This is a genomic window from Longilinea arvoryzae (genome assembly GCF_001050235.1).
In the GTDB taxonomy this organism is placed as follows: domain Bacteria; phylum Chloroflexota; class Anaerolineae; order Anaerolineales; family Anaerolineaceae; genus Longilinea; species Longilinea arvoryzae.
Map to the genome: position 1 here is coordinate 866,473 of NZ_DF967972.1, position 14,585 is coordinate 881,057.

The following is a 14,585-nucleotide window of genomic DNA, read 5'->3' on the forward strand; positions in this document are numbered from 1 at the left end:
TTCACGCAGCCGGCGACTGGCCCTTCAACCCGGCCAGGCGTTCGGTCTCATCCCACAGCCGTTTCCAGGTTTCGCGGTTGTAGGACTTGGGACTGGAGCGCACCTGCTGGTTGTTCTCATCCCAATAGGCGCCGGTGATTTCCTGCACGGCCGGGTCGGCCGCCAGATAGACATAAGTTTGAGCCTGGCGCTCGGGCCGGATCGACATGCGGCGTTTGATCTCATACAGCCGGCGGACCCACGGGTCCAGGCCGGTCAGGCGTTCGTCGGCAACGGCCACGTTCGTCACGCGCACGCAGTTGACGGTGACGCCGGTTCCCCGCAGGCGCTCGGCCAGGTCGTAGGTAAACAGGATTTGAGCCAGTTTGGAATGGTAATAGGCGTGCTGCGGCGAGAAATTGCGCTGACCGTTCAGATTATCGAATTCGATATCCAGGAACGGGTAGACACTCAGGCCTTTGGAGGCGACAGTGAGGATACGGCTGGGCGCGCTGGCTTTGAGCGTTTCCAGCAGCAAATGGGTGAGCAGGAAAACGCCGACGTGGTTGGTGGCGAAAATGGTCTCGACGCCGTCGCCCGTCAGGACGGGCGTTTTGAGGGATTGGTCGAAGTTGGCGGCGTTATGGATCAACACGTCCAGATGCGAATGGCGCGCCTGAAATTCAGCGGCGAACGCTCGAATGCTGGCCTGCGAGGACAGGTCGACCTGCATCAACTCGACCTTTTGGCTGTTGGCGTTCGTTCTAACATCGTGCAGCGCCTGCTCGCCGCGTTCGCACGAGCGGCAGGCCAGGACGACGGTGGCTCCCATGGCCGCCAACTGTACGGCGGCAGCTTTGCCGATGCCTGAATTGGCGCCGGTGATGAGGATGGTCTTGTTTTCCAGGTTGTAATTCATCTCATTACCTGTGTCTTATACCCTGTCCACCGATCTCAGGTTTGGCAAACAACCCCATTCGGAATTTTAGCATCCCGGGAGTGGATATACAACAAAGCGATCGACAAAAAGATGCCCGGCAAGCTGGCTTCAAGGGTCATAAATCTGCGGCGGATCGATCCGCGTTGGCGGATGGATACAAACAGAACCTGCGGAATCACCGGATTTCAATTCAGAATGGGAATGATGGCTGTTCTGCGCGCGGATGAGTCTTGGATGAGAAAACCTGCCGGAGAATTGCCGGGATCCTGCCCTGGTGGTAGGATTTGGACGAGCGTATGGATAATATTACGGCGACGAACTGCTCCGGCGCCGGGATCGCATTCGAACTTTTTTCCTGAAGGACTCACCACATCCGCAAAGGAGCTTCTGCCTTGAAAATCAAATCGTTTCTTCTCGTGACGCTTGCCTTCGTTTTGTTGGTGACGGGCTGCACCGCCACGCCAACAGCGCCGACCCCTCAGGTCACGCCCACCCGCGCGCCGGCGGTGAAACCGGATATCGATTACTCGGTCCTCAATATGGAAATCGGTCGCGCGGGCAAATGCATCCTGGAAATCGAATTGCCCGACCGCATTTCCGAGGACGAAGTCACCCGGATGGCTTATTACTTATCCGAAAACGAAGGCAAAGATTGCGCGCCTCTGTTTATCTTCTATTATCTGCCGGGGCAGGAAAGAAAATACGAGTTGGCGTGGGCTTACAGCCACTTCAACCCGGACCTGCAGGTCAAGATCAGCGACGCGCAACCGGAGAACTAGCCCGGGCGCAACGCTGCGGTGAGGAACGCCTCCCTCACGTTCGCAGCCGTCCCAAGCAGTTATGAGGCGTTTTCTTGCGCGGGAACCAGGTAGCGATAAACCGGCCTGTCCGCGAAAGCGTATACCCCCCGGTATCTTTCGGGCAGCAGCTCGGCGATTTTATACATCATCTCATCGCTGACCGCCTCGCGAATCTCACGCGACAGGCTGGCGCCTTCGGCGGTCAGGTAAAAGGGCTGGCCGACCTCGATGTGAAAATCGGTGCGGCGCAGATGCCTGAGGTTGCTCCAGACGGCTTCGTGCCCCCAGTAAGCCAATGGCAAAATTGGGGCATGGCTGCGCGCGGCCAGCAGGGAAACGCCCGGCTTGCCCTTTTGCATCTGACCCGTTTTACTGCGCGTGCCTTCGGGGGCAATGGAGAGCACTTTGCCCTGCTTGAGGGCCGCCAGGGCCAGGTTGAAGGCGTCCCGGTCGACCATGCCGCGGTCGATGGGGATGATTTCCCAGAGTTGAAACAGAAAATGGATGAACGGATTCTTCCAGAGTTCGCGCTTGCCAATCCCGGTTACGGCCGGATTATCCAACCAGCACACCATGACGGGCGCTTCGAAGGAGTTGATATGATTGGCAATGGCAACCAGGGGGCCCTGGCGGGGAATGCGGTCGAGATGGCTGGTGTCCACTCGAAAAAGGATGGAGAGCAGAGTCCGCATCACCCGATTGACAGCATGAAAACCAGGTTTCATAAGAGTAGCCTACGATAAATCAAAATTGCCTGCGCGAGGCAGGAGGAATGGGAGTTCCCGGCCAAAGTAACCTTGGATGGTCGCGCCCGGATGACCGGGCGCTTGGGGGGCTCAATTCGCCGGAACCAGGTAGCGGTATTCCACCGGCTGGTCGAAGGCGTACGCCCCGCGGTATTTTTCAGGTAAAAGTTCAGCCAGTTTATACATCATCTCATCGGCCACGGCATCGCGCACTTCACGCGCCTGGCTGGCGCCTTCCGCCGTCAGCCGAAAGGGTGTTCCCACGGCGATGTGCAGTTCGGTGCGGCGCAGGCGTTTGAGGTTTTTCCAGAAATCTTCATGGCCCCAAAAAACGGCCGGCAATACGGCCGCGCCGCTGCGCGCAGCCAGGAAGGAAACACCCGGTTTGCCTTTGACCAGTTTTCCGGTTCCGTTGCGCGTGCCCTCGGGCGAGATGGCCAGGATCTTACCCCGCGCGAGAGCGTCGAAGGAGCTGCGAAAGGCTTCCCGGTCGACCATGCCGCGGTCGATGGGAATGATTTCCCACAGATTGAAGAGAAAATAGAACAGCGGGTTTTTCCAGCTTTCGCGCTTGGCGATGCCGGTGATGGCCGGGTTGTCCATCCAGGACACAAAAATGGGCGTTTCCAAAAAGTTGATATGGTTGCCAATGAGGATCAGCGGCCCGTTCCTGGGAATCCGGGCCAGTTCGCGATCGTCGACCTTGCAGACCAGCCGGAATACACCGCGCAGGAATGCATTGACCGCATGATAACCAGGTCTCATGCCTGCCATCCGTTGGAATGTGTCAGCACGTCCAGCGCGCCCGGCAGAATCTCGATGGTCAGTTGCTCGCCGGCCGTGCAAATGGTTTCGCCGTCGGCGTGAGCCGGGATGCTGCCCTCGATGGCTCGAATGGTGATCTTGCGCGAACGGCGCATGCTGACCGCCGGATCGCTGCCCTGCTTGCCGCTGATGAAGGTGGCCGCCACCGGCAAAATTCGGATCTGGCTGACCTGTCCGGTCAGACAAAGATCGAAGGTCCGGTCGGAGGGATCGCCGTCCGGCGCCATCATGAACGCGCCGCCCATGCGCCGCCCGTTCATCACCGACACCATCAGGAAGGGCTGACGCAGCACGCCATCGTCGAGTGTGACTTCGTAGACGGGCGCCTTGGCGTATTTGAAGATGGTGCGGATGACCGCCACCAGATAGGAGGCGCCGCCGTGCAGCCAGGTCATCTTGGCGGCCTCGAAACCGACCACGGTATCGAAGCCCAGCCCCACGCCGTTGCCAAAGTAACGCCCGTTGGGATAATCGCCGCCGCTGACGCGCCCGATGTCGATGCGCCGCCTTTGGCCGCCGGCCAGGATGTCGCAGGCCTGGGTCAGTTCCTGCGGAATGCCCATGCCGAAGGCGAAGTCGTTGCCCCGCCCCACCGGCAAAACACCCAGCGCGGGACGTTTCTTCCCGTTGAGCGGCTGATTCATCAGCCCGTTGATGGCCTCGTTGACCGTACCGTCGCCGCCGGCAACCACCACCAGGTCGACCCCGGCTTCGACGGCCTGTTCGCCCAATGCCTGGGCGTGGCCGACGCCTTCGGTGAGCACCAGATCGCTCTCGAAACCGCGTTCGCCCAACAGGGTCTGCACGCGGGGTAGAATCTTACCGGCGTTGCCTTTACCGGCCGTCGGGTTATAAACCAGCATGGGTTTAATGGTCACAGGGGGTATCCTTTTTGAATGCGCGTATTCTGTTAAACACAGGAATCAGGCAGTCGGTACGAACGCCGCGTCTTTGATGGGAAGGAAACGAGTCGAATGATAAAAAAAGGAAAAATTGCAGGGAAGATCGCTAAAGTATACACCAAGACGATACCGTATGCCAAATGGGAAAGCTCTGGCAAAAACAAAAAAAACCATACCTCGGTGAGATATGGTTTATTAATTTATCGAAAAACGATCAGGAACGGCGCGTGGATTCGGCAGCCGGACGGCGTTGTTGCGCGGCAGGCTGGCGACGCGGGCTTGCACTGGGGCGCGGTTCGCGAGAGTCGAAAGATGCGGGGCGATCGCTGCTCTGCGGTTGGGCGTCAAACCCGGCCAACTGACGGCGTTCGATGCGCCGGCCAATGTTCTTCTCGATGGTACGCAGCATGGGCAGGTCGTCCGGCGTCACCAGCGATAAGGCGGTGCCGACGTTGTACATGCGCCCCGTGCGCCCGATGCGGTGAGTGTAGGCTTCGGGTGTATCCGGCATGTCAAAGTTGATCACATGCGAGATGTGGGTCACATCGATGCCGCGCGCAGCGATATCCGTGGCCACCATCACCTTGACGCGCCCGGAGCGGAAACCGTCCATGGCCGACTGGCGGGCGGATTGAGACAGGTTGCCCTGCAGCGAGGTGGCGGCCAGGCCGGCCTTGCTGAGTTGAATGGAAAGGCGCTTGGCGCGGTGCTTGGTGCGGGTGAAGATGAGGACTTTCTCGCCTTTGGCCTGCGGCAGCAGCTCGAGCAGCAAATCCACCTTGTGTTCCTGCTCGACGGAGTATACGGCGTGCTGGACGGTATCCACCGGGCGCGAAACGTTGATTTCGACCGTGGCGGGATCGTGCATCGTCTCCATGGCCAGTTTGCGAATTTCGGGCGGCATGGTGGCCGAGAAGAGCAGGGTCTGATGCCGGGCCGGCAGCGCGGCCAGGATGCGACGAATGGCGGGCAGGAAGCCCATGTCGAACATCTGGTCGGCCTCGTCCAGCACCACCGTTTCGATGGCGCCCAAATCGACGTAGCGCTGCGACATCAAATCCAATAAGCGGCCGGGACAGGCCACCAGGATCTCAACGCCAGCCTGCAAACCCTTGATCTGGGGTTGGGCGCTGACGCCGCCGTACAGCGTGAGGCTGCGCAGGCCGGTCTGTTTGCCGAGCGCCTTGAAAAAGAGGTGCGTCTGTTCGGCCAGTTCGCGGGTGGGGGCAACGATCAGCGCGCGCGGTTTGTGGCGCGCGCCGCTCATCAGGCGCTGCAGAATGGGCAGCGCGAAGGCAGCCGTTTTACCGGTGCCGGTCTGCGCCAGGCCCAGCAGGTCGCGGCCGGAGAGCAGGACGGGGATGGACTGTTCCTGGATGGGCGTCGGCGTGGAATAGCCGGCCGCCAAAATACCCGCCTTGATTTGCGGGTGAAAATTAAATGTATCAAAACTCACAATGTTTTCCTTCAAAATCATTGAGTCCGGCTCCGCCGGGCTCGATGGTAAATTTCAAATCGTAAATGGATAGTGGAAGATCGATTTACAAATTGTTGAGCAGAAGTATAACACACAAAAAAGAAGGATTGTCAACTGCAGTGAACTGGAGCTTGAAACAGCCTTCTCCGCCGGATAGCGGATCTTGCTTGTCCCGTGCCCAAATCCTGCTTGGCCGGTTTCTTGTATAATATGAATCCATTCCCTAAAAAAACGGACAGGAGAATCCCATGCCTCCCAAGCATACCTATTCCGGTGTCTACACAGCCCTGGCCACGCCTTTGAGCAACGGACGCCCTGATTTCCAGCGCCTGCAAAAGCACATCCGCGTGCTGGCGCAGGACGGCGTGGACGGCCTGCTGGTCAACGGCACCACCGGCGAAGGCCAGTCCTTCGATCAGACCGAGCGCGCCGACCTGGTGGCTGCCGCCCGCGAGGCCGCCCCCGAGCTCAAGATCATGGCTGGCACAGGCTGCGCCAGCCTGACGGATACCATTCACGCCACCCAAAAAGCCTTCGCGGTGGGCGCCGACTGTGTGTTGATCGTGCCGCCGTTCTTCTTCCGCAGCGTCACCACCAGCGGGCTGGCCGAATATTTCCGGCGCGTGTTCGCCGAGGCCGTGCCGGAGGGCCGCAAGGCGCTGCTCTACCACATCCCCCAGGTCAGCGGCGTGCCGGTGACGATCGAACTGCTCGACCGGCTGCGCGACAGCGTCGGCCCGCGCCTGGGCGGGGTGAAGGACAGCTCGGGGGATGTGGATAACCTGGTGACTCTGTGCAAACGCTACCCCGAGATGGATATCTTCTCGGGGTTCGACGACCTGCTGCTGGATGACCTGCAGGCCGGTGGGGCAGGCTGCATCACCGCCGAATCGAACATTCTGGCGCCGCTGGCCAAGAAGCTGGAACGCGTCTTTTTCGATGGACTGGATGCCCAACCCTACAAGCAAATGCTGACCGAAGCGCAGGTCTTTCTGCCGTACGCTTCGTATCCGTCGGCGATCAAGGGGCTGTTGGCGGCGCGCTATCACGACGACGGCTGGCTGGAAGTGCGCCCGCCGCTCGAGCCGCTTTCGCATGCGGACCAGGCCAAACTGGTCAACAGCCTGCTGGCCATGGATTTGATGCCCGGCGTAGAATAATCGCTGATCCTGCTCATCCTGTTGATCCTGTGAATTCTGCTTTACGAATTCACCGTCGCTCGAAGGATGACGGGTGGTCTGTTCCCCCTTTTTCTTCTTCCCATCCTGATCATCCTGTCGATCCTGTGAATTCTTCTTCCCGAACTCACCGTTTCTCGAAGGCTGATAGGAGATCTGCTTTCCTTTTTCTTCTTTCCATCCTCAACCCATCCTGCTCATCCTCTTTATCCTCTTCATTCTGTGAATTCTTCCTCCCCGCCGTGCATGACGCCGACGATGCGCTGGCGCGCGTTTTCGATGTGCGTCCGCATGGTTTCGCGCACGGCGGCCGTGTCGCGTTTGCGCAGGGCCGCCAGGATCAAATGATGCTCGCTCTGCGAGGCGCTGGCGGCGCCTTCGCGCTGCCAGGCGGCCAGGTTGAAGCGCGCGGCCAGGCGGTGCAGGCGCAGCAGGTAATCGCGCAGGTAGGGGTTGCCGGACGCCTCGGCCAGGCGGGCGTGAAATCGATAGTCCAGATCCGCCAGGGTGGTGAAATCGCGCCGGGTGGCGGCGTCCTGCAGGCTTTCGACCAGTGCGCTGAGTTCGTCGAGCTGCGCGTCGCTCAGGCGCCGGCAGGCCAGCGAGGCCGACGGCCCGACCACCATGGCCAGCGCGTCCATGACGTCCACGAAGTCGAAGATGCTCAGGGGCGTCACCAGCACGCCCTGGCGCGGGGTGTACTGCAAGAGGGACTGCTCGGTCAGGCGCTGGAAGGCCTCACGCAGCGGGGTGCGCCCCCAGCCGTAGCGGCTCATCAGCTCGGCTTCGCTGAGCGCCGCGCCGGGTTCCAGCTCGAGGGTCAGGATCAGGCGGCGCAGTTCGCTTTCGACGCGGTCGGATTCACGGTTGTGGGGCATGAACGGTCCTTAAAGAGGGATTAACCACGGAGACACGGAGATCACGGAGAAGAGAAGTAATATAAGAAAGAAAAGAAGGAGAAAAACCCGATTTGCGTTTGTGGGACATGGGCAGTCCTTTAAGAGGATTAACCACCGAGGCACGGAGATCACGGAGAAGAGATTGATAAAGAAGAGAATGAGAAGAATAGAACCTTGATTTCGTGAAAGTTCAAGCAAGGTAATATCCTGATTTTTGTCATTACAACTCTTCTTTCATTCTTATCTTCTCCATAAATACGATCTTCTCCGTGTCCTCCGTGTCTCCGTGGTGATATTTCTTCAATTAAATCATAACCTCAACCAAAGTACAATATCCAATTTGTATATCAGGTGGATATTTTGATGTAAAATAGCCCTATGTCCACTGGCATGCTGTTCGACATCCGGCGTTACTCGATTCACGACGGCCCCGGCATTCGCACCACCGTGTTCTTCAAGGGCTGCCCGCTGCGCTGCGCCTGGTGCCACAACCCGGAGAGCCAGTCCGGGCGGCCGGAGTTGCTGCTGCACCCCAACCGCTGCATCGATTGCGGTGCGTGCGCCGAAGCCTGCCCAAACGGCGCCATCCGGCGCGCGGACGGCGCCTGGATCACCGAGCACGCCAGGTGCACAGCTTGCGGCCGCTGCGTCGAGGTGTGTTACGCCGAGGCCCGCCAGATCGTCGGCCGCGCGTACGCCCTGGACGAAACGTTGGCCGCGATCGAGCGCGACCAGGCCTTCTACGCCCAATCCGGCGGCGGGGTGACCTTCTCGGGCGGCGAGCCGCTGGCCCAGCCGGAATTTCTGCTGGAACTGCTGCGGGCCTGCAAAGCCGCCGGGCTGCACACCGCGCTGGATACCTGCGGCCTGGCCGCCTGGGAGCAGTTCGAGCGTGTGCTGCCCCTGGTCGATCTGGTGCTCTACGATCTCAAGCTGATGGACGCGGAACGCCACCGCCAGTACACCGGCGTCTCCAACCAACACATTCTGTCGAATTTGCAGCGCCTTTGTGAGCAGGGTAAACCGGTCTGGCTGCGCCTGCCGCTCATCCCGGGCGTCAACGACGACGAGGCCAATCTCAGCGCGGCCGCCGCATTCGCCGCCGGGCTGGCGGGCCGCCCGCCCGTATTTCTGCTGCCGTATCACAATTCCGCCGCGGCCAAGTACGCCGGCCTCGGCCTGCCCTACCGCCTGCCCGGCGTGGTCTCGCCCGACGAAGCCCACCTGCACGCCGCGGCCGAATTCTTTACCCGCGCCGGTTTGAACGTCACTTTCGGAGGTTGACCCATGCCCATGACCGAACGCGTCGCCCATCTGCGCCGCCAATCGTTGGATGCGCGCCCGACCCTCTCGGCGGAACGCGCCGAACTGATGACCGATTTCTACCACCAGCAATCCGGCCTGCTTTCGGCGCCGGTGCTGCGCGCGCTGTCGTTCGAGTACCTGATGGAGCACAAGACCCTCTATATTGGCGCGGGTGAGCTGATCGTCGGCGAGAAGGGGCCCGCCCCCAAGGCCACGCCCACTTATCCCGAGCTGTGCTGCCATTCGCTGCAGGATCTGGATATCCTCGACACGCGCGAGAAAACCGCCTTCGCCGTCAGCCCGCAGGTCAGGCAGCTCTACGCCGAGAAGATCATCCCCTTCTGGCGCGGCAAATCCATGCGCGAGCGCCTGTTCGACGAGATGACGCCCGAATGGATCGCCGCCTATGAAGCCGGCATCTTCACCGAGTTCATGGAGCAGCGCGCCCCCGGCCACACCGTGCTGGACGACAAGATCTACCACCTGGGCATGCTGGATTTCCAGGCCGCCATCGACGAAAGCCTGTCCAGACTGGATTACCTCAACGATCCGCAGGCCTTTGCCCGACAGGAAGAACTCAGGGGCATGCGCATCGCCGCCGGCGCGCTGATCTGCTTCGCCGAACGCCACGCCGAACGCGCCCGCGAATTGGCTGCGGCCGAGCCCGACCCGCAGCGCCGCGCCGAGTTGGAACGTATCGCTGAAGTCTGCTCGTGGGTGCCGGCCCATGCGCCGCGCGATTTCTGGGAGGCCCTGCAGTACTACTGGTTTGTCCACCTGGGCGTGACCAGCGAGCTCAACACCTGGGACGCCTTCAACCCCGGCCACCTCGACCAGCACCTGACGCCTTTCTACCGGCGCGGGCTGGCGGACGGGTCGCTGACGCGCGCATCGGCCGAGGAACTCCTGCAGTGCTTCTGGATCAAGTTCAACAACCAGCCCGCCCCGCCCAAAGTGGGCGTCACCGCCGAAGAGAGCGGCACCTACACCGACTTCGCCCAGATCAACACCGGCGGTCTGCTGGCGGACGGCTCGGACGGCGTCAGCGAAGTGACCTATTTGATGCTGGACGTGATCGAGGAGATGCGCCTGCTGCAGCCCTCCTCGTCCATTCAGGTCAGCACGCAAAACCCGGATGAATTCATTCACCGTGCCGCGAAGATCATTCGCACCGGCTTCGGCCAGCCCTCGGTCTTCAACTGTGACCTGATCGTGCAGGAACTGGTGCGCCAGGGCAAATCGCTGGCGGACGCGCGCTGCGGCGGTTCGAGCGGCTGCGTGGAAGTCGGCGCATTCGGCAAGGAAAACTACAACCTGACGGGGTACTTCAACCTGCCCAAGGTGTTCGAACTGGCCCTCAACGACGGGCGCGACCCCCGTACGGGGGCGCAGCTCGGCCCGCACACCGGCGATCCGCTGACCTTTGCCGGCTTCGACGACCTGTTCGCGGCCTTCGAACGCCAGATGCGCTACTTCGTGGACGTCAAGGTGCGCGGCAGCAATGTCATCGAGCGCTTGTACGCCGCCTTCATGCCGTGCCCGTTCCTCTCGCTGCTCATCGACGACTGCATCAGCAGCGGCCGGGACTATCACGACGGCGGCGCGCGCTACAATACCTCCTACATCCAGGGCGTGGGCATCGGCTCGCTGACGGATATGCTCAGCGCGGTCAAACACCACGTCTACGACGTGAAGGATCTGAGCCTGGAAAAGCTGCTGGCGGCGCTGCGCGACAACTTTCACGACGAACGCCTGCGCCTGCTGCTGGCCAACCGCACCCCGCGCTACGGCAACGACGACGAACGCGCCGACGCGCTGACCGTGCGCATCTTCGACGCCTATTTCGACGCCGTCGACGGGCGGCCCAACACCAAGGGCGGCCGCTACCACATCAATTTGCTGCCCACCACCGTGCACGTCTACTTCGGCGCGGTCACCGGCGCCACCCCGGATGGGCGCCGGGCCGGCCAGCCGCTCTCGGAGGGCGTTTCACCCGTGCAGGGCGCCGACCGCTGCGGCCCGACCGCCGTGCTGCGCTCGGTGGCCAGGATGGATCACGTGCGCACCGGCGGCACGCTGCTCAACCAGAAGTTCACCCCCCAGCTCCTGGCCGATGAGGCCGGGCTGAACGGGCTGGTGCATTTGATTCGCTCGTACTTCGCGCTGCGCGGGCACCACATCCAGTTCAACGTGGTGGACGCCGAAACGCTGCGCAGGGCCCAGCAGGATCCCCAGTCCTACCGCGATCTGATCGTGCGCGTGGCGGGCTACTCCGATTACTTCTGCGATCTGAGCGAGACGCTGCAGAACGAGATCATCGCGCGCACGGAGCAGAATAGCTTTTAGCGATTGGCGATTCTTCGTAGATGCAGACCTGCGTGTCTGCCAGCCGCTGCGTGTCTGCCAGGAGAGCGTGCCTGCGTGCCGCCCCATGCCGGCAGGCAGGTCGGTCCACAGCCGTCAGGCTGTTCGGAGGGATGAATTTCTCTGCGGTAAAATTAAACATCATCCGGTGTAATCCCGCGGCGCCCGGCCGGAGACCCATGCCGGAAGCAGGTCGGGCCGGTCGGCGCCGCCCCGCAGCGTGATTCGGTCCGCTCAGAACAGGAGTGAGAACATGCATGAACGCAGGTTTAACCGCGAAATTGACCGGCTGCGTGACCCGGAGCGGGTCGCGCGGCTGGAAGTGAACCGCGTCGTCGAGCTGTCATTGGCGGGCCTGGCGACGCCACGTGCCGTTCTGGATGTTGGGACGGGCTCGGGTTTGTTCGCCGAACAATTCGCCGCCCGCGGCATGGCCGTGACCGGCCTGGACGCCAACCCTGCCATGCTCCCGGTGGCCCGGCAGTATGTCCCCTCCGGCACGTTTCAGGAAGGCATCGCGGAGCATCTGTCGTTTCCGGACGGGTCGTTCGACCTGGTTTTCATGGGACTGCTGCTGCACGAAACGGACGACCCGCAGGCCGCGTTGATCGAAGCGCGCCGCGTGACCCGGCAGCGCCTGTCGGTGTTGGAATGGGTCGATGAAGATCAGCCCTTCGGTCCTCCGCGCGCGGATCGCCTTTCCTTTGAGAAAATAGACACCCTGGCCAGACTCGCCGGGTTTACAAAAAGAACCCCCTTGCGGTTGGAAAATCTGGCGCTTTATTTCCTCGAATAGGCATGCGGCGGGTCGGGCCTGAAACCGATTTCCCACGCGGCAGTCCGTTCTTCCCCATTGACAGGTCGGCGGGAGTGTCCTATAATCACATTCATGAGTTTGAATATGATAGATAAACAGGACACCCAGGCCGGGCAATACGACTCCCAGGCGCAAATCTTCAAGGTGCTGACCCACCCCGCCAGGCTGGCGATACTGGACATCCTGCGCGATGGGGAGCATTGCGTCTGTCATATGGAAGCCTATCTGGGTTACCGCCAGTCCTACATTTCGCAGCAGCTCTCGGTTCTGCGCGAGGCCGGTCTCATCCAGGATCGCCGGGACGGCTGGAACATCTTCTACCGCGTCGCGAACGAGCGCATTTTTGAAGTGCTGGATGCCATGCGCCGTATCACCGGTCAGGACAGTTTTAAAATGATGGCGCCGAAGACCGCGTGCACCTGCCCGAAATGCAGCCGGAACGCCGCCGCAAACGGGTAAGCGGTCTTTTTTTTGCCTTAATAACATGCAACAAATTGAATGTGCTTAAAGGAGCCTCAAAATGGTAAATATCAAAGTTCTCGGATCCGGGTGTGCCAATTGCAAGCGCCTGGAAGTGGTTGCCCGCAAGGTCGTCGAAACGCTTGCGCTGGAAGCGGAGATCGAAAAGGTGACGGATTACGCGGAGATCATGAAGTGGCCGCTCCTATCGACCCCGGGCCTGGTGATCAACGGTAAACTGGTCTCCGCCGGGCGGATTCCGAGCGAACAAGAAATCACTGCCTGGCTCAAGGCATAAGACACAGGGCGGATGGCAAGGGATTCCCGCCCCTATTTTTATCTTCAGCTTATTCAAACATTTGAATATGATGGGCCGCTTTATGAACCAAACCCTTTCCAATACCTTCCATAATGTTCACCTCCGGACAGCCATCCTGCTGGCGGCGATTGCTGCCGCCTGGTTCGCTGTGTACCACTTCATTCAGCCGCTGGCAGGTTGGATCACCTATGGCCTGCTGCGTTTGCAGGCCGGCTCGCATTTAGGCGAGTCGATCGCGTTTTTCTTATATGACGTCCCCAAAATCCTGCTGCTGCTCTCGGGGATGATCTTCTTGATCTCGATCCTGCGCACCTTCTTCAGCCCGGAACGCACGCGGGCCATGCTGGGCGGCAAGCGCCAGGGGATCGGCAATGTGCTGGCGGCGATGCTCGGAATCGTCACCCCTTTCTGCTCCTGTTCAGCCGTGCCGTTGTTCATCGGTTTCGTCGAGAGCGGCATTCCTTTGGGAGTCACCTTCTCCTTCCTGATCGCCGCGCCAACCATCAACGAGGTGGCGGTGGTGATGCTCTTCGGCCTGTTCGGCTGGAAGGTGGCCGGGCTGTATATCGCATCCGGATTGGTGATTGCCATCCTTGCCGGGATGGTCATCGGGCGCTTCAAACTGGAGCGCTATGTGGAGGATTTCGTCTGGAAGATGCAGGCCAGCGGGGGCGTTGCAGGCGAAAAACTGACCTGGTCGGATCGAATCCAACGCGCCTGGGAATCGGTCAAGGAAATTGTGGCGAAAGTCTGGCTCTACGTGGTGGTTGGGATCGCGGTTGGGGCGGGCATTCACGGCTTCGTGCCCCAATCGGCCCTGGCGGGCATCATGGGCAAACAGGCCTGGTGGTCGGTGCCGGCGGCGGTGCTGCTCGGAGTCCCGCTCTATTCCAATGCAGCCGGCATCATCCCGATCGTAAGCGCGCTGATGGAAAAAGGCGCTTCCCTGGGGACGGTTCTGGCCTTCATGATGGCGGTGGTCGGCCTGAGCCTGCCGGAAACCATCATTCTGCGCCGGGTTCTCAAACCTCAACTGATTGCCGTATTTATTGGCACGGTGGCGCTGGCGATCATCATCACCGGTTATTTGTTCAACCTGGTGCTGTAGCAGCGCGTCGGTCGGGTAGAGGGGCAATGCGTAAACCTGCCGTAGGCTTCCCTGGCCTGCCCCGATACCCGACGTCAACCGCCGCCGAACGGTTCGCTCCAACGGCGGTCAATCCAGACCCCTCCCTGCCCTCCCCATTTTTAAGAAAAAATGGGGAGGGGAAGAAACAGACAAATGGTCCGTGTAAATATATTTTCCCCTGGGCATATTCTCTTCTTTCCCCTTTTCCTTCCTGGGCATATTCTTCTTTTCCCATTTCTGGGCTTCCCCCGAAAAAGTGGACACGGAAAAAGGGAGAATCCGGTAAACTAAACGGGAAGGAAGCGAGGAAATGAGAGACAAACGATATCGGACATACACGCCGGAGTTCAAACGAGAAGCGCTGGAACTACTGAAGAACAGCGGAAAAAGTGCGGGGCAGCTGGAACGGGAACTGGGGATCACGCCGGGAATGCTGTTGAAGTGGC

At 60.6% G+C, this 14,585-nt stretch carries 14 protein-coding genes; 8 read left to right on the forward strand and 6 right to left on the reverse strand.

Annotated elements, in window-relative coordinates; all coding sequences use genetic code 11:
- Position 1: 1 nt before the first annotated feature.
- A complete protein-coding gene (locus LARV_RS03890) occupies positions 2-898 on the reverse strand; it encodes an SDR family oxidoreductase (protein ID WP_075072404.1) in 897 nt (298 codons plus the stop codon).
- A 413-nt stretch (positions 899-1,311) separates the two neighbouring features.
- On the opposite strand from LARV_RS03890, the gene LARV_RS03895 reads away from it, so the two are divergent.
- Positions 1,312-1,698 (forward strand): hypothetical protein, encoded by a 387-nt coding sequence (locus tag LARV_RS03895; RefSeq protein ID WP_075072405.1) that lies wholly within the window; start codon positions 1,312-1,314, stop codon positions 1,696-1,698.
- A 59-nt stretch (positions 1,699-1,757) separates the two neighbouring features.
- Here the strand turns inward: LARV_RS03895 and LARV_RS03900 are convergent, their stop codons facing one another.
- The 4 genes from LARV_RS03900 to LARV_RS03915 all read right to left on the reverse strand — a co-directional run bounded on the left by LARV_RS03900 (position 1,758) and on the right by LARV_RS03915 (position 5,648).
- On the reverse strand, positions 1,758-2,444 hold the full coding sequence (locus LARV_RS03900) for a lysophospholipid acyltransferase family protein (protein WP_075072406.1): 687 nt from the start codon (positions 2,442-2,444) through the stop codon (positions 1,758-1,760).
- 111 nt (positions 2,445-2,555) lie between these two features.
- The gene (locus LARV_RS03905) at positions 2,556-3,230 is read right to left on the reverse strand and encodes a lysophospholipid acyltransferase family protein (RefSeq protein ID WP_075072407.1); all 675 of its coding nucleotides are present in this window, start codon (positions 3,228-3,230) and stop codon (positions 2,556-2,558) included.
- Positions 3,227-4,168, reverse strand: a complete 942-nt coding sequence (locus LARV_RS03910; RefSeq protein ID WP_083522304.1) for a diacylglycerol/lipid kinase family protein — start codon at positions 4,166-4,168, stop codon at positions 3,227-3,229. The genes LARV_RS03905 and LARV_RS03910 overlap by 4 nt, the downstream gene beginning before the upstream one ends.
- A 238-nt stretch (positions 4,169-4,406) precedes the next feature.
- Positions 4,407-5,648, reverse strand: a complete 1,242-nt coding sequence (locus LARV_RS03915; protein WP_075075103.1) for a DEAD/DEAH box helicase — start codon at positions 5,646-5,648, stop codon at positions 4,407-4,409.
- Between the two features lie 269 nt (positions 5,649-5,917).
- Here LARV_RS03915 and LARV_RS03920 point away from each other — a divergent pair, with 269 nt between their 5' ends.
- Positions 5,918-6,829, forward strand: coding sequence for a dihydrodipicolinate synthase family protein (locus tag LARV_RS03920; RefSeq protein ID WP_075072408.1), 912 nt, complete (start codon positions 5,918-5,920; stop codon positions 6,827-6,829).
- Between the two features lie 233 nt (positions 6,830-7,062).
- On the opposite strand, the gene LARV_RS03925 is transcribed toward LARV_RS03920, so the two are convergent.
- The gene (locus LARV_RS03925) at positions 7,063-7,725 is read right to left on the reverse strand and encodes a GntR family transcriptional regulator (protein ID WP_075072409.1); all 663 of its coding nucleotides are present in this window, start codon (positions 7,723-7,725) and stop codon (positions 7,063-7,065) included.
- A 399-nt stretch (positions 7,726-8,124) separates the two neighbouring features.
- Here LARV_RS03925 and LARV_RS03930 point away from each other — a divergent pair, with 399 nt between their 5' ends.
- From LARV_RS03930 to LARV_RS03955, 6 genes are all read left to right on the forward strand, one after another.
- Entirely contained in the window at positions 8,125-9,030 is a 906-nt protein-coding gene (locus LARV_RS03930) for a glycyl-radical enzyme activating protein (protein ID WP_075072410.1), read from the forward strand.
- Positions 9,031-9,039: 9 nt separating this feature from the next.
- A complete protein-coding gene (gene hypD / locus LARV_RS03935; protein ID WP_075075104.1) occupies positions 9,040-11,397 on the forward strand; it encodes a trans-4-hydroxy-L-proline dehydratase in 2,358 nt (785 codons plus the stop codon).
- 271 nt (positions 11,398-11,668) lie between these two features.
- Positions 11,669-12,211, forward strand: a complete 543-nt coding sequence (locus LARV_RS03940) for a class I SAM-dependent methyltransferase (RefSeq protein WP_075072411.1) — start codon at positions 11,669-11,671, stop codon at positions 12,209-12,211.
- Positions 12,212-12,316: 105 nt separating this feature from the next.
- Complete coding sequence (locus tag LARV_RS03945) at positions 12,317-12,691, forward strand: ArsR/SmtB family transcription factor (RefSeq protein WP_075072412.1); 375 nt, start codon at positions 12,317-12,319, stop codon at positions 12,689-12,691.
- Positions 12,692-12,752: 61 nt separating this feature from the next.
- A complete protein-coding gene (locus tag LARV_RS03950; protein WP_075072413.1) occupies positions 12,753-12,989 on the forward strand; it encodes a thioredoxin family protein in 237 nt (78 codons plus the stop codon).
- A gap of 82 nt (positions 12,990-13,071) precedes the next feature.
- Positions 13,072-14,118, forward strand: coding sequence for a permease (locus LARV_RS03955; protein WP_075072414.1), 1,047 nt, complete (start codon positions 13,072-13,074; stop codon positions 14,116-14,118).
- Positions 14,119-14,585: the final 467 nt, after the last annotated feature.

Bases quoted from the DNA above. Each gene is read 5' to 3' on its own strand.
- hypD (WP_075075104.1), top strand. From the start codon at position 9,040: ATGACCGAACGCGTCGCCCATCTGCGCCGCCAATCGTTGGATGCGCGC.
- LARV_RS03945 (WP_075072412.1), top strand. From the start codon at position 12,317: ATGATAGATAAACAGGACACCCAGGCCGGGCAATACGACTCCCAGGCG.
- LARV_RS03930 (WP_075072410.1), top strand. From the start codon at position 8,125: ATGTCCACTGGCATGCTGTTCGACATCCGGCGTTACTCGATTCACGAC.
- LARV_RS03940 (WP_075072411.1), top strand. From the start codon at position 11,669: ATGCATGAACGCAGGTTTAACCGCGAAATTGACCGGCTGCGTGACCCG.
- LARV_RS03950 (WP_075072413.1), top strand. From the start codon at position 12,753: ATGGTAAATATCAAAGTTCTCGGATCCGGGTGTGCCAATTGCAAGCGC.
- LARV_RS03925 (WP_075072409.1), bottom strand. From the start codon at position 7,725: ATGCCCCACAACCGTGAATCCGACCGCGTCGAAAGCGAACTGCGCCGC.
- LARV_RS03905 (WP_075072407.1), bottom strand. From the start codon at position 3,230: ATGAGACCTGGTTATCATGCGGTCAATGCATTCCTGCGCGGTGTATTC.
- LARV_RS03955 (WP_075072414.1), top strand. From the start codon at position 13,072: ATGAACCAAACCCTTTCCAATACCTTCCATAATGTTCACCTCCGGACA.
- LARV_RS03900 (WP_075072406.1), bottom strand. From the start codon at position 2,444: ATGAAACCTGGTTTTCATGCTGTCAATCGGGTGATGCGGACTCTGCTC.
- LARV_RS03890 (WP_075072404.1), bottom strand. From the start codon at position 898: ATGAATTACAACCTGGAAAACAAGACCATCCTCATCACCGGCGCCAAT.
- LARV_RS03920 (WP_075072408.1), top strand. From the start codon at position 5,918: ATGCCTCCCAAGCATACCTATTCCGGTGTCTACACAGCCCTGGCCACG.